The sequence below is a fragment of the Comamonas terrigena NBRC 13299 genome (assembly GCF_006740045.1).
GTDB lineage: Bacteria > Pseudomonadota > Gammaproteobacteria > Burkholderiales > Burkholderiaceae_C > Comamonas > Comamonas terrigena.
The window spans coordinates 3,128,791-3,148,155 of the sequence record NZ_AP019749.1; the positions used below are offsets into that span (position 1 = coordinate 3,128,791).

Below are 19,365 nucleotides of genomic sequence, written 5' to 3' on the forward strand. Positions count from 1 at the left end.
GGCCGTTGTCAGACCGTTTTCAGACCGGAATACCGACCAGATCGTGGCCTTGCGCGCCCAGGATGCGCACGCTGATCATGTCGCCCACCTTGTAGGTCTTGCTGGCCTTTTCGGGCGGCTGGATGTGGACCACGCCGTCGATTTCGGGCGCATCGGCATAGGTGCGGCCCACGCCGCCCTTCTTGCCCAGGCTCACAGCCTTGTCCACAACCACCTTCATGACCTGGCCCACGCGGCGCTGCAGGCGCTTGGCGGACACTTCCTCGGCCACTTCCATGAAGCGGGCGCGGCGTGCTTCGCGCACGGACTCGGGCAGCATGCCGGGCAGTTCGTTGGCGGTGGCGCCTTCGACCGGGCTGTAGGCAAAGCAGCCGGCGCGGTCGATTTCGGCTTCACGGATGAAGTCCAGCAGGTGCTCGAACTCTTCTTCGGTCTCGCCGGGGAAACCGGCGATGAAGGTGCTGCGGATGACCAGCTCGGGGCAGATGGCGCGCCATTCGCGGATGCGGTCCAGGTTCTTCTCGCCCGATGCGGGGCGCTTCATGCGCTTGAGCACATCGGGGTGGCTGTGCTGCAGCGGCACATCCAGGTAAGGCAGGATCTTGCCTTCAGCCATCAGCGGCAGGATGTTGTCCACCGTGGGATAGGGGTAGACATAGTGCAGGCGCACCCAGGCGCCGTGCTGTGCGGCCAGCTTGCCCAGCTCTTCGGTCAGCTCCAGCATGCGGGTCTTGACCGGCTTGCCGTCCCAGAAGCCGGTGCGGTACTTCACGTCCACGCCATAGGCCGAGGTGTCCTGGCTGATGACCAGCAGTTCCTTGACGCCGCCTTCGAACAGCGCCTTGGCTTCCTTGAGCACGTCACCAATCGGACGCGACACCAGGTCCCCGCGCATGCTGGGGATGATGCAGAAGGTGCAGCGGTGGTTGCAGCCTTCGGAAATCTTCAGGTAGGCGTAGTGCTTGGGCGTGAGCTTGATGCCTGCATCGCCAAAGCTGCCGGGCACCAGATCGACAAAGGGATCGTGGGGCTTGGGCAGGTGGGTGTGCACCGCATCCATCACCTCCTGCGTGGCGTGGGGGCCGGTCACGGCCAGCACGCTGGGGTGGATTTCGGCCACCATGGTGGCGCCGCCCTCTTTGCCGGCCTTGGCGCCCAGGCAACCGGTGACGATCACCTTGCCGTTGGCGGCCAGGGCTTCACCGATGGTGTCCAGGCTTTCCTTGACGGCATCGTCGATGAAGCCGCAGGTGTTGACGATGACCAGATCCGCGCCTTCGAAGGTCTTGGAGGTCTGGTAGCCCTCGGCGCTGAGCTGGGTAAGGATCAGCTCGGAGTCGGTCAGGGCCTTGGGGCACCCGAGTGATACCATACCTATACGCGGCAGGCGGTCCTGTTGGGAGATGGTTTCAGTCATGGGGCACGCAATCGAAAATGGTTTGGTTTATAGCTATCTGCGGTTCTCTGACCCTAAGCAATCCGCCGGCGGCAGCACGGACCGGCAACTGGCCTATGCCGCCAAGTGGGCGGCAGAGCATGGCCTAAAGCTGGACACGAATCTATCTCTGAGGGACGAAGGCCTATCGGCTTACCACCAGCAGCACATCAAGTCTGGGGCGCTGGGTGTGTTCTTGCGCGCCGTGGAGGACGGCCGCGTGCCCAGTGGGTCGGTGCTGATTGTGGAAGGTCTGGACCGCTTATCTCGCGCCGAACCGATCCAGGCACAGGCGCAACTGGCGCAGATTGTAAATGCCGGCATAACTGTGGTGACTGCCAGCGACGGCAAGACCTACAGCCGCCAACGGCTAAAAGACAATCCCATGGATCTGGTCTACAGCCTGCTGGTGATGATCCGCGCCCATGAGGAAAGCGACACGAAAAGCAAGCGGGTGAAGGCCAGCATCCGCCGCCTCTGCGAACACTGGATTGACGGCACGTACAAGGGCCGCATCAGACAGGGGAAAGACCCGCACTGGGTCAGGGAGCTGGACGAAGGCTGGGAGCTTGTGCCCGAGCGGGTGGCCGTGATCCGCCGCGTCCTGGCCATGTACCAGGACGGCATCGGCGGGCTCAAGATCATGGAGTCGCTGGAGCGCGAAGGCCTGCAGCTGCTGCCCGGTGCAGTCAACAACAGCCAGCAGGTCTACCGGCTGATAAAGCAGCACGCCCTGGCCGGCAGCAAAGAGGTCAGCGTGGACGGCGAGCTATTCCTGTTGCCCGACTACTACCCAGCAATCCTGACCGCTGAAGAGTGGAGCGAGCTGCAGCGCGTGGCGGCCGACAGCGGCCGCCGACGGGTGAAGGGAGAGCTGCCGCACCTTATTACTGGCCTGGGCATCACCACCTGCGGATACTGTGCCCGCCCCATGGCCGGACAAAATCTGGCGACAAAGCCACGCCTGCCTGATGGGCGCATTCGTGACGGCTACCGGCGCTTGCTCTGCGCTTCGGCCGCAGCCTACGGCGGTGGCTGCCCTGTGCCCGGGTCAACCAGTGTGGCGCCCGTGGAGCGGGCCATCATGTCCTATTGCTCGGACATCGTGAACCTGCAGGCCCTGTACGGCACGGACCGCAGCGAAGGTCCGCGCAAACGTGTGCACGCAGCAAGACAGGCTGTCAAAGAGCTGCGCGACCAACTGGACAAGCTGACGGATGCCATGCTGGCGACCGCCAGCGAAGGCACCCCATTGGTATTTGCCCGCCGGGCAAGGCAACTGGAAGCCGATCTGGAGCACGCGGAGAAGGCGGCAGCCCAGGCCGAGCGGGAGTTGGCCAACCTGGCCAGGCAGGACATCACGGGCGCAGACGCCCGCTGGGCAGAACTCGCTGCCGGCGTAGAGGCCCAGAAAGTGGCCCCCCGCCTCAAGGCGCGCCAACTAATTGCCGACACATTCGAGAAGATCGTTGTCTACCACCACGGGCTGCGCCCTGACCCAGACTCACTGCAGCGCGATTACCACATTGACTTGCTGCTGGTCGCCAAAGGCGGGAACACACGCATGCTACGCGTCGACCGGGAAGGCAATTGGATGGCGGGCGAAGAGACATCCACTATACAAAGCATCCACGAACGCAAATAAACACCCCCTCAAGTCTGCGAACACGTGCCTACACGGACTTGTTACATACCGACCCAGCCGAACCAATTGTGTAACCTTTATCATTAAGGGAAACAATAGGTGAATCGGTGACGAAAGAAAAAAAAGACCCTGATCTCAATAATGCTGTCACGAAGTACCAGCAGATACGAGTCGAGACCTACAGCGCTGCAGTCCGGCAGCTACGGATGACAACTACGGACAGTGCATTCGAGTCTCTAACAATTTCAGAAATTCGCGACCGTGCAGCCGAAGCCTATCTACAGCATTGGAATCACTCTCTCCGTCGCGTGCGCTGGAAGTGGCTCGAAATGCGTGAACAACTGAGGATGAAACGGCCAAGCTACTGGGAGATGGCCATATGGCATAAGAACACACTCTGCGGGCTCGTGCTTGGGAAGCCTTCGCAGAAGCGCACTCGCCTTTACATTGAAGGCATCGAAGGTAACCCTGCACAGCACCCGCTCAAAGGGAAGATCATTGCGATTGCACTGATCGCCTCCGAGATGTATGCTGACTCCATCGGATGCGATCAAGTTTGGCTTGTTGAGCCAGACCCTTTGCTTCTTGACACGTACAAACGTGCAGGATACAATCTCGTGCTCCCGAACAAACTCCTAAAAAGAGTCTTCAGACTTAAGAGTTTTGCAACTAAGGAACTGTGAGGCCACCATGACTGCAGCAACGTATAACGAATACTCTCAGACAAGTGGCCGCCAACACACGGGCAAGAGCACGGTAAATCATTGGACAAGTGGTCGTAGTGCTCATTGGACAAACGTCAAACGGAAGGCTCCTATCGATTGGAGCGCAAGAACAGCCGCAGTTCTTGCCGCATTTGACAATCCTGACGCACCGGAAACGAGCGGCAAACTTGGAACCTACCTCCCTTAACCACTCGTTAATAATATGAGTGATGAAAGCCCCGCATAGCGGGGCTTTTTCATTGTGCAACTTAGCATTGCTGCTAGCAGCAATGCCTCGTAGCCCCGCATAACTTGCACTACACAGACACGTGGTAACGGAATTATCAGCCAAAATACTGTATAAATTATCAGTATGTGGTGCACTGTCTACCCCCTCTATGCTCACGGCAAGCGGCTGTCGGCCGAGGCCGCGAAGGCCCGCGGTCACTACGGCTGGCTGTACATGCGCCCAAAAGTGCCGATCACAGGCCAGCCAGACCCGCGCGCATACCTCTTGCCAGCACCGCCTGCATCTACCGATGCCCCTATTCTTAGCTCCATTCTTGAACTTGAGTGCTGCACACTTCGCGCTATCAGTCGCGGCATCCGGCTAACAGGATTGGAGCCACGGCCGCCGTCCAGCTGGACCGTCCATCGGCAGTCCTGGTGGATCATCCCAGGGGCTCGGCCGTGACGCACCCCACCCTGCTTCGCATGCCGCCGTGGCTTGGGTTCCCCAAAGAACGTATCCTGCCGCAGCCGCCCGAGTCGTACACTGTCGAGGAAGAAGGCCAAGAATGGTGGTGCGTGCGCGATGCCGCCGGCGCGTTGGTCTACAGCGGCGTGGGTCCGGTGGAGGTTGTCAGATCCCCGTCGCCCTTCTAGCCCACCTGGCTGGCCACAAACGCAAAAAAACCCGCCCCAGTGCCGAAGCACCGGGGCGGGTTTTGCGTTCAAAGCCTCAAATCCAATCTAATCATTCAGCGGACAACTTAAGCAAATCAATAACTTCAATACCTTCGTTGTCACCCAAGCGTATCGTCATCGGTTTGGGCTCAGTAAAAGGGAGGAGCTTGGAGCAGTCCACTCCTTTAACCTCGCTGAGGTACTTTTTCGCGACTTCTATGGCGTTCCGGTCGTCAGTGCCAAGCGCACCTAACTGATGCTCAAGGACATCGCCTCTATGAAAGGACACGCGGTAGCGATTTCTCCGAACCATTTTCTCTTCCATGAATGCCTCCTAAATAATTCATCCTAGCATTCACTGGATAAATCATTTAACGGTGCCGGAATCCGCCGAGAGCGCAGCAGAGAGAAGGGGTAGAAATGGCATCAGTCCCGGAGCAGCAGCACTCTGTCGGCCCGGATCTGCCCCGCCAACAGCCCTATTTCTGTGTCCCGCTGGTGGACCAGGCCTGCAAGGCCTGCAACCACTGCTCCGCCCTCTCCAGCCAGGGCCGCGAGTCGCTGGTGTCGATCTGCGAGACTTCGGCAGGCAGCGGCGTCACTTGCAGCTTGGGCGCTGCGGGTGGCGGCAGAGCTGATGTCACGCTGCAGGCCTGCAATACGGGCAGCGTCAGCAGCGCGGCCAGCCTCCAGCTGAGCCATTTTTTGCGTGTAGTCATGGGTGTTGTCCTGCTGATCGCGGGCATGCTGCAGCAGCGCGCCCGCTTTGCTCTCCGTGGCCGCCTGCGATTGCTGCGCCTGCGTCACGTCCTTGCCTGATTGCTCGGCCTGCACCCGGGCCGCTGCGGCGTCTGCTCGCCATCCTTGTGCAGTCCAGCCGGCGGTGAAGGCCCCGGCCAGCGCCAGGGCGGCCAGGATGGTTTTGATGCGCCCCGTCATGCCAGGCCCCCTTCGCACAGTTGACGCTCGGCCGCCCGCCGGCGCACCAGGCCGGGCAGTTGTTTGCCGCCGGCATAGGTCCAGCGGCTCAGTTCGGCGCATGCCCCATCCATGTCGCCGGCATTGGCCTTGCGCACCAGGGTGGATCCACAGAAAGCCCCCTCCCCCACGTTGAAGGCGAACGACAGGAACGCAGCGCGCTGGCCATCGGTCAGCGGCTGGCGGATGCAGCCCAGGGCATCGGCATGCTGGGCCAGATCCTGATACAGCATCGCTTCGCACTGTTCACGCGTGAAGGTCTGTCCCATGCGCAGATCGGGCCCTGTGTGACCGGTGCACGCCGTCACGATGCCGATGGGGTCGCGGTAGGTGCGGTGCACGGTCCCTTCGTAGGTAGCCACGAACGGCACCACCGCAGCCGCTGCGGCCGCACCAATGGCAGCAATCAGTTTCTGCTTGTAGTTCATTTCGGGTAGATCCCTCCGCGTGCTGCATTCCATGCCGCTGTGAGCGCCACGCCCAGCGCAACGATGGCAGCCGCCGGACGGGCCAACATCCCGAACCAGTGAAACACCTTGATTGCACCCTTCATTGCAGTGATGAACTCCAGGAGGTCCACCAGTTGCTGATTGCGCTCATGCAACTGCTGCGTGACCGCTTTCAAATCGCGCTCGATTGCTGCCATACGCTCGCTCCCTTTGTCAAAACGCTCATTCACCTGCTGGGCTGATAGCGCCGGCAGCTCGTTTCCAAAGTCGTCCATCCCCCCCTCCCCGGACATAAAAAACCCGCCGGGTGGCGGGTTGTGTTTGGTTTTATCTGGCGGCTTACAGCGTTACCGCCAGCCGGAATGCGTCATCCAGGCCTTCGGAAGATCCGCCCAGAGACGCCCACAGTTGCTGCACGAATGCGTTCGAACGTTCCCAGGTGTCAGCCTCATATTCGATCTGCGCCTTCATGCGCTCGGCGCGATCCTCGATCGCCCCAATGGACGCCTCTGCCGCTTCCAGAAAACCCAGCTGGTGCAGGGCCAAACGGCCCTGCCGACGTGTGCAGAATGCGGGCACTGGCGCCGGCGGCGGGGTCAGAAGGGCGTATGCCTCGGCCTCGGTGATGGGCGTGAGTCCCTCGCGGATCTGCGCTTCCTGCACATCATCCGGATACGCCCACGGCACGTCATTGTTGTCTTTGAAATACTTCACTGCGATGTCTCCAGCCAGCTTGTGATTGCCGAAAATTTCCCTGCAGGAACCCGGTAAGACTTCCCCGGTGGGACAACTGCAGTTATCGCCATATTCAGCCCTTGGGTCGGCTGCGATGAACCAACAAACTCCAACCCCTCGACGATCAATGTCGCGGTGGCTTGAGCTGTAGCGGCCCCTCCAGCGACATTCACCTCTATGTCATCCTGTGTGTTGTTCGTGTAGGTCATGCCGGCCACCCGCGACGCCAGCACATTGCGCGGAATCCGCTTGGCCGGACTGCTGGCATTCAGCATGGCTTTGATCGCATCCCGGAGCTGGTAGTTTTTCTGCTCATCCGGCACCATGCCAGCCGCTTCGATAACCGCCAGGATTTCATCGGTCAGGGCGTTCACGGCCTGCGCCGTAATCAGGGTGCCCGGTTGCCCGGTGGCCTGGTTCTCGTCCACATACCGGCCCGCTACCAGGCCAACACCGGGGACACTTTTTGGAAAGTCCATCGCGTCTTACTCCTCACCAAAATTCACGTATTCCAGCGTGTGCGCAGGGGCAGCACGCCGTATCACACACACCAGCGCATTGCTGGGATTGCTGCCCAGGTGTTCGCCGCACACCGTCAAGCCAGCACGGCTGCCACCGGCAAGGCGTTCGCCGACATGCAGTACCCACATGAACTGCGCATTCCAGGTTCCCAGGTGTTGGCCGCAGCGCGTGCGGCCGGTGCGGCTGGCCCGCAGCTCTTGCACGCGGGCGTTGCGGTAGCCCAGCCGCGCTGCCAGCTGCACGTAGTAAGCGGGGGTCTGCCCGCCCAGCTCAACCAGGCGCAGCCGCACCATGGCTTTGCGCTCTGCCACCGTGCCGGTGGCACCCAGGCATTCATCGGGCAGATCCAGCACCCGCTCCCAGTCGGTCAGCAGTTCATGGAAGCCGTCCAGAAACGATTCGTTCTGCAGCTGCAGGCCCCGGGCGTCCACGCGGGCAAATTCGGCCGCAAAGGCTTTCAGCAGCGCGTGCAGCTCGGGCTGGTATTCCTCCTCCCAGGCAGGGCCAGGGGGCAGCAGCGCCACCAGCTGCTGGTGGTAATCGGCAGCGGTGCGTGCTACAGCCATTCCACCCCCCCGTACACCAGCAGCTCACCGGCCGCCGGCACCACGTCATCTGCCGGCTGCACCAGGGTGTGGTCCTTCTCCCCCGCCGCGCCGCTGATGGCTTCACCCATGTGCGTCCACAGCATGCGCGCCCCAAGGTCGCTTTCACGGTCATGCAACTGCTGCAATGCCTTCTCCACGGCCGCACGCACCCGGGGCTCATCTGGGGTCAGGTCGATGCGGTAGACCACCGGCCGCAGCACGGGGCTGCGCACCACCAGCTCAGGGGTGACAGGGCGCAACGCCTCCAATGCAGCCTTGATGCGGTCCAGATCCGCTGCCGGCAAGGTGATGTCAGCCGCCGCGTCGTTGACCACAAACACCCCCACGGTGCCCGGTCCCACCCAATTGCGACGGCACCAGGCCCGGGTGACGCCGGGCTGGTCCGTGGCCCAGCTCACGTAGTCGTCAGCGCTGCCGCCGTGGGGCACGTTCCGGAACCGCGCCATCACACGCGCACGACAGTCCTCCAGCTCCTCCACGTCTGTGCCGCCGGTGATTCCTACAGCGCCCACGGTCACGCTGCTTTCCACCCCCAGCACGGGGCTGACCAGCTGCAGCACAGCCCCTGCTGACTGGTTGCCCTGCACGCCGGCATCCACCGCCCGGATGGTTGCCACTGCGGCGCCGCCCACCAGGATGACCCCAGCCTGCACCTCATACAACACACCGTCACGCTCCAGGCGGGTGCCTGCATCCACCACGGCGTCGGTGCTGCCTACAAACAGTGCCACGCCGCCGGCATGGGTGGGTTCCTTGCGGTACACGCCCCGGCTGCTACCGTGGCGCAACAGGGCTTCTTCTTCGGCCGTATCGGGGAACAGCTGACGGTATTGCCAGTCCAGGTACTGGTACAGCCCGTATACCGCCGCAGGGTGCACCCGGGCCAGCACAGCGCTGTCGCTGCGGCGCAGGCCTGCGGAGCCTTCCAGGTCCGCGCTGGTGCGTGACACCAGCAAGGGCAGATTGGGGGTTTCAAACGGCATAGGCCACCTGCAATAGATCGTCGATGTTCAATTCGATAGGGTCGCCATCCGGGCGGTACAGCACGATGTGGGCAGCCAGGCGCACGGCGCTGGGCCGCGAAATGGTCACAGTCACCCCGGTAAGAAAGCCGTCATCCAGCAGCCACTGCAACGCCTCTTCGCAGAATCGCTGTGCATCGCGGATGGTTTGCGGCGTGATCTTTCGGCGCCGTAGCAGCCACAGCTTGCTGCCGATGCGGTCGCCGGCCACGCTGGGGAAGCTGTCGCCCCACCAGCCCTGCAGGTCCGCGTCGTCCACCTGGTCGCTGGGGTCTGCCCGGCGCCAGGTGAACAGACTGATATGCACGGCGCGCACCAGTGCACTGCGCTGAAGTTGCGCAGTGTCTATATAGGTCTGCATGGAATCTCCTAGATTGGGCCGCCGGTGCGGTCGCCGCCCTTCACCACGCCGCCGTGGCCATGGGTCGAACCGATGTTGACGCCGTTGTGCGTCAGCTCCGGAGACTGGATGTCCACCGAATCGGTGGCCTGAATGGTCAGCGTCGCCGTCACCACGGTCAGCTTGCGGCCCCGCTCAAAATGGATCTTGTCGCCCTCATCGGTGTAGAGCGCGACCTCCCCAGGCTTCAGGCCCTTCAGCCTGAATCGGCGGTCTGCCACCACCACCACCACGCCATGGCTGCGGTCACCGCCAGGGAACACTGCAACACCCTCCGCACCGGGGTGCGGCCTGCTGGTGTAGCCGTAGGGCTCCAGGTGCTCCACGTCATCTTTGAACGAGCCAGCCGTCAGGCCAATCTGCAGGCTCTGCATCTTGCGTGCCGCGTTCACCAGTGTCACCGTGCAGCGGCTGACTATGCTTTTCAGGCTCATTTCTTGTCCCAATCCGCAGGCAACAGGTATTCAAAGTTATCGGCCTTGCCGCCTTTTTTCAGCTTGCGATTGCGCTGCTTGTCGTTGGGCTCGGGCTGCACCGATTCCGGCGGGGCCACGTGCAGCGTCGCGACGGTGCCTTTCTCGTCCAGCACATACTCCACTTCCGTAATCAGCATGTCCCGCTCAAAACCAATGATGGGGTCACGCACCGGAACAATCAGGTTCGGCACCCACAACGCACCATTGCTTTGCCGCCAGCCCTGCACCTTGTACGTGGTGGCCAGGGCCTTGCCCATGCGGCTGTTGCGCTCCCAGTCCACCCGGTCCCGTGCCAGTTGCTTGGTCAGCTGGCCCTGCTGCTGAATCAGCAACGGCCGGTAGCGCGTGGCGCGGGCGTCTGTGACTTCGGCCGCCACCTCGTTGGTTTCCTGGCCCCAGCTTTCATCCGTGCCGCTTTTCTGCCCCACTACGCGGTACTGGCTCATGATCTGGGAGAAGTCCAGCCCGGCATCCGCACTGAGCACGTTCTCCCCCACCACCAGCGCGTCCACTGCGCGGCCGGCACTGCCCGGCTCCACAATCACGATCCGGCCCTGCGGGTCGTCAGTGCTCAGCAAGCGGCTGATGGTCAGCAGCCGGTCGATGCTGGCGAACACGGTTTCGCCGGGTTCAATGCTGTGGTCTGCCAGCGCCTGCGTTTCCGCCACCTGGCTGACCACCTGCAGGCCGAACGGCTGGGCCAGGGCCTGCACGATCTTCTGCACGCTTTGCCGCCGCCACTGGCCCGGCTTGTTCACCGCGCTGCAGTCCACCATGTCGGCAGTCAGGCTGCGGCCCGCAGCGCCACGGGTGATCTGGTCAGGGTCGTAGCTGATGGGCGTTGCAAACACCCAGCCCGTCATCACCAGATCCTGGCCGATCCACACCTGGGCCTTTTCGCCCTGCTTGATGGGGATGGGCCGGGCCTGCTGCCCCCAGCGCCAGGTAATGCCGAGGTCAAAGTCCCGGGCCTGGCGCTCGATGCCGGCGCCGATCTTGACGCGGGTCCACCCGTCGTAGTCCATGCCGGCCACCCGCAGGCGCACTTTGTGATCGTCTGCAGTAGCCGTCATGTGATCCTCTACTTACTCACGCGCCACCTGCAGCTGCTTGGGTGGCACAAAACCAGGGTGCGCAATGCGGTTGCGCTGCGCAATCTCAGGGGCGCGGGTGGCGTCCCCCCACTGCCGGTAAGCCAGCACCAGGGCCGGCAGCACAGCACCGGGCGTCACCACCACCAGCGGCACGCTGGCCGATGCGGCTTGCGCCATGTGCCGGCGGGCCGTGGTGCGTGCCTGCTGCAGTGCGTTGAACACCGCCACGGGTGGGCGGCCACCGCCTCCCTGCAGGGCATCCCACAGGGCTGCATCCAGCACATCCCGCCCAGCCAGCACGTCAGCTTGGTAGAGCACCTGGGCCCGCTCCACAGGCTGCACTGCCTGCTGCCACACGGGCGTGGCCACATCCGCGGGCACTGCCTGGCGCTGCGCCGGCACCTGCGCGCCCGCCTCCAGCGCCACGGCCAGCTGCGCATGCCGCACTAGTTCTTGCACCGCCTGCACGGCCGCCACGGTGTGCGCACCGCCGGCCGGGTTGACGCTGCCCATGCGCCGGCTACCGCCGGCCGCGCTGCGCAGGTTGGCCAGGGCGCCCGAAGGGTCCAGGGACTGCAAGCTGCCGCGCACGCTGCCCACCCCTGCACGCACTGCAGACAGCAGGTTTGCCGGGGCGTTGAGCACCATGTCCACCAGGGCGGTGGCGCTGGCCACCGTGCTGGTGATGCTGCCGATGGTGCTGGTGACCTGCCCGTATGCGGCGGCCACGCTGCCAGTCATGGCGGCGATGTTGACCCGGGCGGCGTCCACCTGGGCCATGGCGTCGGTAAACCAGCTGCTGCCGGCGTCCAGCACATCATCAGCGGCCATGCCCATTTGCGCGTCGGTCGCAGGGGTGGCGATGGGGTAGCCCTTTTCGCCGCTCTCCACAAACTGCAGATCAAAGCGGACCAGGCCGCCTTCATCCCGGGCATGACTCACATTGCCGGGCAGGGCCGTGACCTGCAGCGCACCCCAGGCCGGGAGGATCAATTCCCCCAGGCCCGGCACATCCACCGCAGCCATCAGCGCATCGCGCAGCTTGAAGCAGTCGTCACCGCCCACAAATCCGGTGACCGAAAAGGTGCGCGTCACGCGCCCCAGATCTTCGGCATAGGGCGTGTCTCGCTGCACGAATTCGTGCACCTGCACCCGGCGGCCGAAGGGGCTGCTTTCGTTCAGCACTTCAAAGGGCACCCCACGGAATGACGCGGGTTGCAGTTCTTTGCGCCAGTCGGCCATGGGGTTACCCTTCTTTCACTTCAACCGCCGGACAGGCTACGCCGCCCTACCTCAGTGAACATCTGCACCCCAGGCTGGCTGGATGTGGCAGATGTCACCCTCATTCCTGGCGGCGCGTTATCAAAGCGCACCACCATCTCGCCCTGCAGCTGCTGCTTGGTGGATCCACCACCCGGCATCAGCGGCGACTGGCGCGACTGGATAGGGCTGGTGGCGGCAGGCGGCACAGCCAGGCGCCGGTCGGAACCGTCTGCCTCGCCCTCTGCCACCGCAGCTGCCACCTTGCGGTCCGTGACAAAAGCCTGCGCCTTGCCGCCCAGCCACTGGGCCCCCTTCATGATCGGCTGAATGATGGGTTCAAGCTTGGCCCAGAAGGCCTTGAACCAGGCCATGATCGGCTCCCAGTGCTTCACGATCAAGCCCAGCGGGGACCAGTCGAAGGCCATTTTCAACAGCTCCCAGCCGGCTTCAAAGAGCGGGCCTACAGTGCCCCACATCCCTTCAAAGTACGGCCCGATGGTGCTCCAGTTGGCTATCACCACCCCCGCCAGCAAGGCGATGCCACGAATGGCAATACCCAGGGGCGACAGTGATCCCACCGTCAGCAGCGCCTTCAGCGCGAAGGTTGCACCCATGGCACCCAGCCGCAGGGCAACAAAGCCAGCAGCCGCGCCAATGACGGTCTTGACCAGCCAGGGATTGGCCTCGGCCAGCTCGGCAACGCCAGTGACCACCGGGCCGATGGTGTCCATGAAGTCATTGAACGGGGGCAACAACACGTTGCCCACCACAATGCCCACCTCCACCGCTTTATTGGTCAGCAGCTGCAGCGCATTGGCGGTGGTGGCTGCACGGGATGCATATTCCTTGCCCATGCTGCCGGCGTACTTGCTGGAGTCCGACACCTTGTCGAAGTTTTCCGCCAGCTTGTCCAGGTTGGTCAGCATGGGGGCGATGGCGCCCACGCTTTCCTTGCCGAACAGCTCGGTCAGCACGGCGGCCTGCTTGGACTTGTCCACCTTGCTCACGGCCGAGAGCACTTTCATGATGGTGCCCTGGGAATCCTTTTGCATGCCCGTGGCCATCTGCTTTGCGTCCAGGCGCAAGGCCTTGAAGGCGTTCTGCTGGCCCTTGGTGGCAGCACTGCCAGCCGTCAGCGTCAGCATGAAATTCTTCATGCCCGTGGCGGCCACGTCCTCCGCAATGCCCACCCCGGCCAGGGTGGCGCCCATGGCTGCAATCTGCGCGCTGGCCAATCCGGCCACCTCGCCCAGCGGCCCGATGCTGGTGACGATGGCGCTGATTTGCTTGGTGTTGGCCGGGCCGGTGTTGCCCAGGTAGTTGATCTGGTCGGCCAGGGTCACCACCTCGGCCTGCCCCATCTTGAAAGCGGTACGCCAGGTCGCCATCATCTGGCCCGATTGGTCGGCCGTCTGGTCGAAGGCCACCCCCATCATCACCGCATCTTTGGCAAAGCCTTTCAACTCTTCACGCGGAATTCCAGCCTGCCCCCCTGCAGCCACGATCTGTGCGATGCCGTTGGCAGCCATGGGCAGCTCACGCGACAGGCCCAGCACGTCCTTTTGCATCTTGGCAAAGTCGGCCGGGGTGTCGAAGTCCACCACCTTTTTGACATCGGCCATCTTGGACTCAAAGTCCATCGCCGCTTTGACACCACCAATGAAAGGGGCTGCAAAGGCACCAGCACCGGCCATATCGCCCAGGCTCATCTTGCCCAGGCCTGAAGACTCAAGCTGCTTTTTCAGGGTGTTGGCATTCTTCTGAATGCCCTTGAACATGGGGCTGAGCTTGTCGACCCCCGTTATCAGGGCCTTGAGTGTGAATTTATCTGCCATGCTCAATCCCCGTACAGCGTTTTGTTGATGCGCCCTGCCTGGTCCAGGTGCTCCACCAGCACATCCAGCGGCATGGACAGCACCTGGCTCGGCGGCAAGCGCCAGAACCAGGCAGCTTCATAGGCCAGGTCGACTAGCTGGTCGACGCCGTGGATTCCGCATTCAAAAAAAAACCAATGACTGCCCAGGTCAGTTTGTTGAGGTCCAGCAGTTCCAACTGGTCCACCGAGCTTTCAGGGATGCCCAGGCATAACACCAGGTAGTCCGAGATCACACCCATGTTCGGGGTCGGCTTGTTGTCATCGTCCAGCAAGTAAGGCATGCGCCCGATCTGCTTGACTTCCTTGGGCGTAGGACGCCGCAGCGTGACTTCGTTCACCTCTTCGCCGTGCGCTTTGATGGCCTTGACCAACGGGTGCACGCTGCTGCCCATAATTTGTTGCGCTTCGTTCATGACCAACGTCCTTTGTCGCCGTTGAATTCCAATGGGGCTTTGCCTTCTTCGCTGTCGAGGTTCGACTCACCGACCACATAACCGCCCGACAGGGTGTAGACCTTGCCATTGGCAAATTCCACAGTCACCGTCATGTTGGTGCCATCCATGATCTTTTGGACGGCCGTCCCCTTGGTCACCAGGAACTCGCTGACCTTCACAAAGGGAGCGACCTCCTCCTCCTTGTAGTAGCCCGGCGCGATGGTTTCGCGCTTCTTGTCGGACAGCGGAGCTTCCACATTCCCTTTGATGACCACCTGCTGCCCGTCCACCTTGACGTAGCAGACGCCACCGCTTTTTTGACCCATGGCGAGTCCTCCTCACAATAAAAATGCCCGCCGTGGCAAAGGCCAGGGCGGGCGGGTTACGACGGGCAGCGCTTACGCCGCTTCTTCCGGGTACTGCAGACGGAACTGGTTCACCAGCGCGAACACGCGCAGCTGGTTGACATAGTCCGGCGGGAACAGCACGTCCACGCGATTGGGGTTTGTTGCACTGCGCTCCACGATCAAGTGCGTTTCGAACGCCTCCATGTTCTCCACAATGCCCCGATCTTCCAGCTCTCCGTAGGCCCCAATCAGCTCACCACGAGCCACCACAGGGGTGAGGATTGCTTGGCCGGCCCCGTACTTGGTCCCATCGTTTGCCAGCTTGTGGCGCGGGTACTTGCTGGTGATGCGCGACTCCAGATAGCGCAGCACGTAGGAACTGGTGTGCAAGGTTTCGCTATCCAGGTAGCTGTCGTCCTCCACCCCGAAGCTGTTTTCTTGATAAGTAGTGACAGACCGCTCAATACGGTACGCACCTCCCTTTGCATTGGCAGTGGCAATGCCGCTGGTCAGCAGGCTCTGGCGTTCATTCAGCATGAACCGTTCACCCTCTGGCGCGGCATCGATGCCCGTCAGCACGCCGGTTTGCGTGGGCCGGGCCGGGTCAGCACCAATGAATACCGCAGTACGCGCCAGCCAGGCGCCGGCCACTTCCCATGCGGGCTGCGGCACACCAGGCTCAAAGCCATGCACCGTGGTGTGCTGGTCATTGCGCGTAGACCCGAAGGCCACCAGTTCACCCAGTTCACCACGGCGTGCACCGTACACGTGGCCGTAGATTTGCTGCGACCAGGACCAGCGGCCGGTGGAATCGTTCATCCAGTCGCGCAGCGCATTCAGGCTTCCGGCATCGGTGAAGGCGCAGCCGATGAACTCGAATGCTTCATCCCCCACGGCCGCCAGTGCATCCTGCAGCTCGGGGGAACCAGCGCCGCCAGCCATAGGCGTGAAGGCCACCGCAATGCCTGCAGGCGTGGACTCGCCACCGGCCGTGCCCAGGCGGTTGAGCTGCAGCTGGATGTCGTTGCCCAGCAGGCCCTTGAACTTGGCAGTCAGCGACACCACGCCCAACGCTGCCAGCGCCGTCACGTACATGCCCGCCTTGGCGTTGATGGCTGCGGCGGTCGCTGCGGCTACGGCCGTAGGCGTGTCACCGTTGACCACCGAAACCTGCACACGCACACCTGCGACGTACACATTCAACACCCCGCTGGCGGTTGCTGCGCCGGTGACGGTGATCTTGCCTGCAGCTGCAGCGCCCTGGGTCAGCTTGACCGGCAGGCACCACACTTCGCCAAAGGTGTCGTTCTTGCGGTAGGCCTGGTGCATGCCGTGCAGCACGCTGCCAATGCCGCCGATCTGGCCTGCCAGTTCGCTGCGGCTGACCAGGACCAGCTTGCCGATGCTGTCATGCTCCGCATCGTCGTTCACCTGGCCAATCACCAAGCTGCGCAGCGTGCTGCTGCCGCTGTTGGCCATGCTGCTGTCCATCTCTGCATAGAACAGAGGCACCCGCTGCGCGGGCGGGATGGTGCTACTGATTGCCATCGGACTTCACTCCCTTGGTTGCAGCGGCCTTGGCTGCGGGTTGAACAATCACCACATCGCCCACGGCGAGGCGGCGGCGCCAGTACACGTTGTGCGGCACCTCCATGCCCTCGGGCGGCATCAGCTGGTGCTGGCGCTCAGGCATGCGCACTGCACGCCCTTCGCAGGGTTTGACGTGCACACGTGTGCACTGCACGGTTTCAGTCATGCGGAAAATCCTTTTTCAGTTGGTGTTCAATGCGGCCGTCAGGGCCGTGGGTCTGACCGTGCGGCAGGAGGCTCCTGTCCACCATCGGATCAATCGCATCGACGCGGATGTCGATGCCTTGCAGTTCAGGCAGGCCCAGCAGCTCCAGGGCCTCCCAGGTTTCAGCGACAGCGGGATCGCTAGGCAGCTCGACATGGCCCAGCACCTCCACGGCCGAGAAGCTGAAGGCATAGACCGCTTTGGCACGGTCGGTATGCACAAAGCTGCGGCCCTCATAAATCAGCGGCTCGGTATTACCAGGGGGCTTCCAGCCCACCAGCGCGCGGCACAGTTCCTTGCGCACTTCGGAAACTTCGTCTGCCACCCCGTAGCCGCCTTCATCGCCCTTGGCCTGGGGGAAAGCCACCACGATGTCCACCCCCTCCACCAGCTCTTGCACTATCACGTTTTCATAGAGCGGGTCGCCTGCCTTTTCGTCCGTGGGCACCACGTAGGCAGCACGTGCTGGCAGCTGGGTGGACGCATGCAAGGCATCCCAGTTGATGCCTGCCGCCACATTGCGGCCAAAGCCAGGGCAGCGCGCACGCAGGTGCGCAACGATGTCGGAGGGTTTCATGGCGGCAACAAAAAAGCCGCCTGGCAATGCCGGGCGGCTTGGTGGTGAAAGCAGCTTGTGCTTACTTGAAGGCTGACATGGCAGCGCCAAAGTCAATGTCTTTGGGCAGCGGCAATGGCATCGTCTTGATGTGCGGCTGACCGGCCAGCTTGCCCTCGGCAAAGCCACGCGCTGTGCCGTTCAGGGACTTGAATACACCGCCCTCATACAGCCACAGCGAAACCTGGGAATTCCCGCCCAGGCTGCGGTTAAGGCAGCCCACGTACAGGCGGTCGCCAATTTCTTTGTCACGGCAGCTGACAGCGCCGCCTGCGTAGACCTTGGCATTCAGAAAGGACAGTGTGATCTTGTCCATGTCGGCCGAAGGCACCGAAGCGGCCATGGCCGCAGACGAAAGCAGCAGGCCCAGGGCCGTTCCAAGTAGTTTTCTGGTTCGCATCGCTCCTCCTTTTGAAGGGGAAATGCTAACGCAGTGCCGCAGCGAACCCCGCCGATAAGACCGACCGAACCCTTGCGCTTTCATCTTCCAGGGCATCAGCAATGTAGTTGTCACGCGGTGCGATGCGCCACCCTCCCGCCTTGCGGGCATTCACCAGGGCAGCACGTTCGCCCTTCTTGCGCCGCTGGCCGCCCGTGCCTTTAACCCGCCCACCTTGCTTCACACCGTAGTGCAGGAAGGCGGGGTAATACTCATCCATGCCGGCAATCTTGTCCGGCATGACCTTGACCATGAAGCCGCTGCGACTGACCCGCATCTTGATGGAGTCACGCAGCACGCCGCTGATTTTGCGCGGGTAGTTCCCAGCCCCGCCAGCCAGCGACAGGTTGAGCTGCGCACGTGACGCAACCAGGCGCCCCACTTTGCGAAAGGCAGCGCGCACCTTGCGCTTGTCGAAGCTGTCTTTGTGGAACTGGTCGAAGCCCTCCACGTGCATGTGGGCGGCAAGAGTGGCACGCTGGCTCATTGCAGTTGCTCCACTTCCAAGATGGTGAAGGCGTTGCCGCCGTCCAGGTCGGCGCTGCGCAGTACGCGGTACAGACTTTCCTTGTGCACCACTTCATGCGCCGTGGTGATGCCAGCGATCTTGCGCAGCCAGATGCGATGCGTAATCGCGTGGTCTGTCTGCTGCCCTTCGGCATACACCGCCGTGCCCACCGGCTGAATCCGCGCCCATCGGGGCTTGGGATCACTGAACACCTGGCCAAGATCGCTATCCCCCAGCGGCACGTCAGTGCGCTTGCGGATCTGCACTAGCTTGTTGAGCTTCTGGCTGGGTGGCGCCTCCAGCGTCGTGATGCTGGTAGCCATGCTATGCCCCCATGTTGCGATGGCGGCGCAACATATTGAATGCACGTGTGCGCTTGGTTTCCACAGCGTCCTCCCCGTTGTCAGCCACCAGCGCGTCCACTAAAAGCAGCTGCGCCGCGATGATGTCCGGCGTGCAGACGATGCCGCGCAGATCCTGCGCATCCGCCTTGGCCTGCGCTGTGGCGTAGAGCTTGCCATCCAGAAAGACCTCGGCCTCAGCCAGTGCCTGGGGAATGGCTGCTTCAACGTCTTCGGCCAGGTCATCATCCAGGCGCAGCCGGCGCATTGCATCCCCAGGGGTCGGAGCTACAGCACCAGGCCCTACGGCTTCCATGCTCACTCCTTAGCTGCGTCAGTTGCTGCGGAAGCGGGGCTTTCAGTGGTATCAGCCTTGGCGTCCGAGCCGGGGCCTGCAGGCGCATCGCCAGTGCTACCCGTGCCTGCTGCCTGTTGATTGCCCCCTGCATCAGCTGCCTGTGCGTCGGGAACAGCTGGCTTGCCTGCATCCTTCTTTCCACCCTTGCGGCCACCGCTGCGCCCCGCATCACTGGCTGTCACCTGCGGCACCTGGGCAATCAGTGCCTCCGGAACCTCTTCGTCCGCCACCGGCAACCGCACAAGTCCGCGAGATTGCAGTGCCTCGGCGTGCAGCGGCGAGACCAGAAAGCTTTCACCGCGCTGGCGCTTTCCGTTGTGCTCGAAGCCCCAAAGGGCCACGACTTCAACTTGATTCATGGTGTGTGTCCTCTGTAGAGGGTGTGCACACGTGTGCACACCCTTGATTGAAGAT

At 62.6% G+C, this 19,365-nt stretch carries 26 protein-coding genes; 2 read left to right on the plus strand and 24 right to left on the minus strand.

Translation table 11 applies throughout. The annotated features are described in order from the left end of the window. Window positions 1–19: 19 nt before the first annotated feature. Window positions 20–1,417, minus strand: a complete 1,398-nt coding sequence (gene rimO, locus CT3_RS14155; RefSeq protein WP_066533582.1) for a 30S ribosomal protein S12 methylthiotransferase RimO — start codon at window positions 1,415–1,417, stop codon at window positions 20–22. On the opposite strand from rimO, the gene CT3_RS14160 reads away from it, so the two are divergent. Beyond that, entirely contained in the window at window positions 1,416–3,080 is a 1,665-nt protein-coding gene (locus CT3_RS14160) for a recombinase family protein (protein WP_066533584.1), read from the plus strand. The genes rimO and CT3_RS14160 overlap by 2 nt on opposite strands. 107 nt (window positions 3,081–3,187) lie before the next feature. Continuing rightward, window positions 3,188–3,763, plus strand: a complete 576-nt coding sequence (locus CT3_RS14165) for a hypothetical protein (RefSeq protein WP_115594640.1) — start codon at window positions 3,188–3,190, stop codon at window positions 3,761–3,763. Between the two features lie 997 nt (window positions 3,764–4,760). Here the strand turns inward: CT3_RS14165 and CT3_RS14175 are convergent. The 23 genes from CT3_RS14175 to CT3_RS14285 all read right to left on the minus strand — a co-directional run bounded on the left by CT3_RS14175 (window position 4,761) and on the right by CT3_RS14285 (window position 19,310). Further along, complete coding sequence (locus CT3_RS14175) at window positions 4,761–5,015, minus strand: hypothetical protein (RefSeq protein WP_066533589.1); 255 nt, start codon at window positions 5,013–5,015, stop codon at window positions 4,761–4,763. Between the two features lie 101 nt (window positions 5,016–5,116). After that, on the minus strand, window positions 5,117–5,629 hold the full coding sequence (locus tag CT3_RS14180; protein ID WP_066533593.1) for a hypothetical protein: 513 nt from the start codon (window positions 5,627–5,629) through the stop codon (window positions 5,117–5,119). Next, on the minus strand, window positions 5,626–6,096 hold the full coding sequence (locus CT3_RS14185; RefSeq protein ID WP_066533595.1) for a lysozyme: 471 nt from the start codon (window positions 6,094–6,096) through the stop codon (window positions 5,626–5,628). The genes CT3_RS14180 and CT3_RS14185 overlap by 4 nt, the downstream gene beginning before the upstream one ends. After that, window positions 6,093–6,392: a hypothetical protein gene (locus CT3_RS14190; RefSeq protein ID WP_066533597.1), complete on the minus strand. Its 300-nt coding sequence runs from the start codon at window positions 6,390–6,392 to the stop codon at window positions 6,093–6,095. The genes CT3_RS14185 and CT3_RS14190 overlap by 4 nt, the downstream gene beginning before the upstream one ends. Window positions 6,393–6,456: 64 nt before the next feature. Further along, window positions 6,457–6,831 carry a hypothetical protein gene (locus CT3_RS14195; protein WP_066533599.1) on the minus strand — a complete coding sequence of 125 codons (375 nt, stop codon included), beginning with the start codon at window positions 6,829–6,831 and terminating at the stop codon, window positions 6,457–6,459. Continuing rightward, window positions 6,828–7,331, minus strand: a complete 504-nt coding sequence (locus CT3_RS14200; RefSeq protein ID WP_066533602.1) for a hypothetical protein — start codon at window positions 7,329–7,331, stop codon at window positions 6,828–6,830. Before CT3_RS14200 ends, CT3_RS14195 begins: the two co-directional genes overlap by 4 nt. Before the next feature lie 6 nt (window positions 7,332–7,337). Beyond that, complete coding sequence (locus tag CT3_RS14205) at window positions 7,338–7,940, minus strand: YmfQ family protein (protein WP_066533604.1); 603 nt, start codon at window positions 7,938–7,940, stop codon at window positions 7,338–7,340. Further along, on the minus strand, window positions 7,931–8,965 hold the full coding sequence (locus CT3_RS14210; protein ID WP_066533605.1) for a baseplate J/gp47 family protein: 1,035 nt from the start codon (window positions 8,963–8,965) through the stop codon (window positions 7,931–7,933). Before CT3_RS14210 ends, CT3_RS14205 begins: the two co-directional genes overlap by 10 nt. Next, window positions 8,955–9,365: a phage GP46 family protein gene (locus CT3_RS14215; RefSeq protein WP_066533607.1), complete on the minus strand. Its 411-nt coding sequence runs from the start codon at window positions 9,363–9,365 to the stop codon at window positions 8,955–8,957. Before CT3_RS14215 ends, CT3_RS14210 begins: the two co-directional genes overlap by 11 nt. Before the next feature lie 8 nt (window positions 9,366–9,373). After that, window positions 9,374–9,838 carry a phage baseplate assembly protein V gene (locus CT3_RS14220; protein ID WP_066533609.1) on the minus strand — a complete coding sequence of 155 codons (465 nt, stop codon included), beginning with the start codon at window positions 9,836–9,838 and terminating at the stop codon, window positions 9,374–9,376. After that, window positions 9,835–10,953, minus strand: coding sequence for a phage baseplate assembly protein (locus tag CT3_RS14225; protein ID WP_066533613.1), 1,119 nt, complete (start codon window positions 10,951–10,953; stop codon window positions 9,835–9,837). The genes CT3_RS14220 and CT3_RS14225 overlap by 4 nt, the downstream gene beginning before the upstream one ends. Window positions 10,954–10,965: 12 nt before the next feature. Continuing rightward, complete coding sequence (locus CT3_RS14230; RefSeq protein WP_066533617.1) at window positions 10,966–12,216, minus strand: DNA circularization protein; 1,251 nt, start codon at window positions 12,214–12,216, stop codon at window positions 10,966–10,968. 20 nt (window positions 12,217–12,236) lie between these two features. Continuing rightward, window positions 12,237–14,072 (minus strand): phage tail tape measure protein, encoded by a 1,836-nt coding sequence (locus tag CT3_RS14235; protein WP_066533618.1) that lies wholly within the window; start codon window positions 14,070–14,072, stop codon window positions 12,237–12,239. Between the two features lie 133 nt (window positions 14,073–14,205). Beyond that, window positions 14,206–14,526 (minus strand): phage tail assembly protein, encoded by a 321-nt coding sequence (locus CT3_RS14240; protein WP_218568106.1) that lies wholly within the window; start codon window positions 14,524–14,526, stop codon window positions 14,206–14,208. Next, window positions 14,523–14,873 carry a phage tail tube protein gene (locus CT3_RS14245; protein WP_066533622.1) on the minus strand — a complete coding sequence of 117 codons (351 nt, stop codon included), beginning with the start codon at window positions 14,871–14,873 and terminating at the stop codon, window positions 14,523–14,525. The genes CT3_RS14240 and CT3_RS14245 overlap by 4 nt, the downstream gene beginning before the upstream one ends. A 72-nt stretch (window positions 14,874–14,945) precedes the next feature. Then, the gene (locus CT3_RS14250; RefSeq protein ID WP_066533623.1) at window positions 14,946–16,442 is read right to left on the minus strand and encodes a phage tail sheath subtilisin-like domain-containing protein; all 1,497 of its coding nucleotides are present in this window, start codon (window positions 16,440–16,442) and stop codon (window positions 14,946–14,948) included. Further along, complete coding sequence (locus CT3_RS14255) at window positions 16,429–16,650, minus strand: DUF2635 domain-containing protein (RefSeq protein ID WP_066533625.1); 222 nt, start codon at window positions 16,648–16,650, stop codon at window positions 16,429–16,431. The genes CT3_RS14250 and CT3_RS14255 overlap by 14 nt, the downstream gene beginning before the upstream one ends. Next, entirely contained in the window at window positions 16,643–17,266 is a 624-nt protein-coding gene (locus tag CT3_RS14260; protein WP_098066191.1) for a phage tail terminator protein, read from the minus strand. Before CT3_RS14260 ends, CT3_RS14255 begins: the two co-directional genes overlap by 8 nt. Window positions 17,267–17,327: 61 nt before the next feature. Beyond that, window positions 17,328–17,705, minus strand: a complete 378-nt coding sequence (locus tag CT3_RS14265; RefSeq protein ID WP_127446239.1) for a hypothetical protein — start codon at window positions 17,703–17,705, stop codon at window positions 17,328–17,330. 25 nt (window positions 17,706–17,730) lie between these two features. Beyond that, the gene (locus CT3_RS14270) at window positions 17,731–18,231 is read right to left on the minus strand and encodes a hypothetical protein (protein WP_066533630.1); all 501 of its coding nucleotides are present in this window, start codon (window positions 18,229–18,231) and stop codon (window positions 17,731–17,733) included. Then, complete coding sequence (locus CT3_RS14275; protein WP_066533632.1) at window positions 18,228–18,575, minus strand: head-tail adaptor protein; 348 nt, start codon at window positions 18,573–18,575, stop codon at window positions 18,228–18,230. The genes CT3_RS14270 and CT3_RS14275 overlap by 4 nt, the downstream gene beginning before the upstream one ends. 1 nt (window position 18,576) lies before the next feature. Next, window positions 18,577–18,861: a hypothetical protein gene (locus CT3_RS14280; RefSeq protein WP_066533634.1), complete on the minus strand. Its 285-nt coding sequence runs from the start codon at window positions 18,859–18,861 to the stop codon at window positions 18,577–18,579. Window positions 18,862–18,911: 50 nt separating this feature from the next. Continuing rightward, on the minus strand, window positions 18,912–19,310 hold the full coding sequence (locus CT3_RS14285) for a hypothetical protein (protein WP_127446241.1): 399 nt from the start codon (window positions 19,308–19,310) through the stop codon (window positions 18,912–18,914). Window positions 19,311–19,365 lie beyond the last annotated feature (55 nt).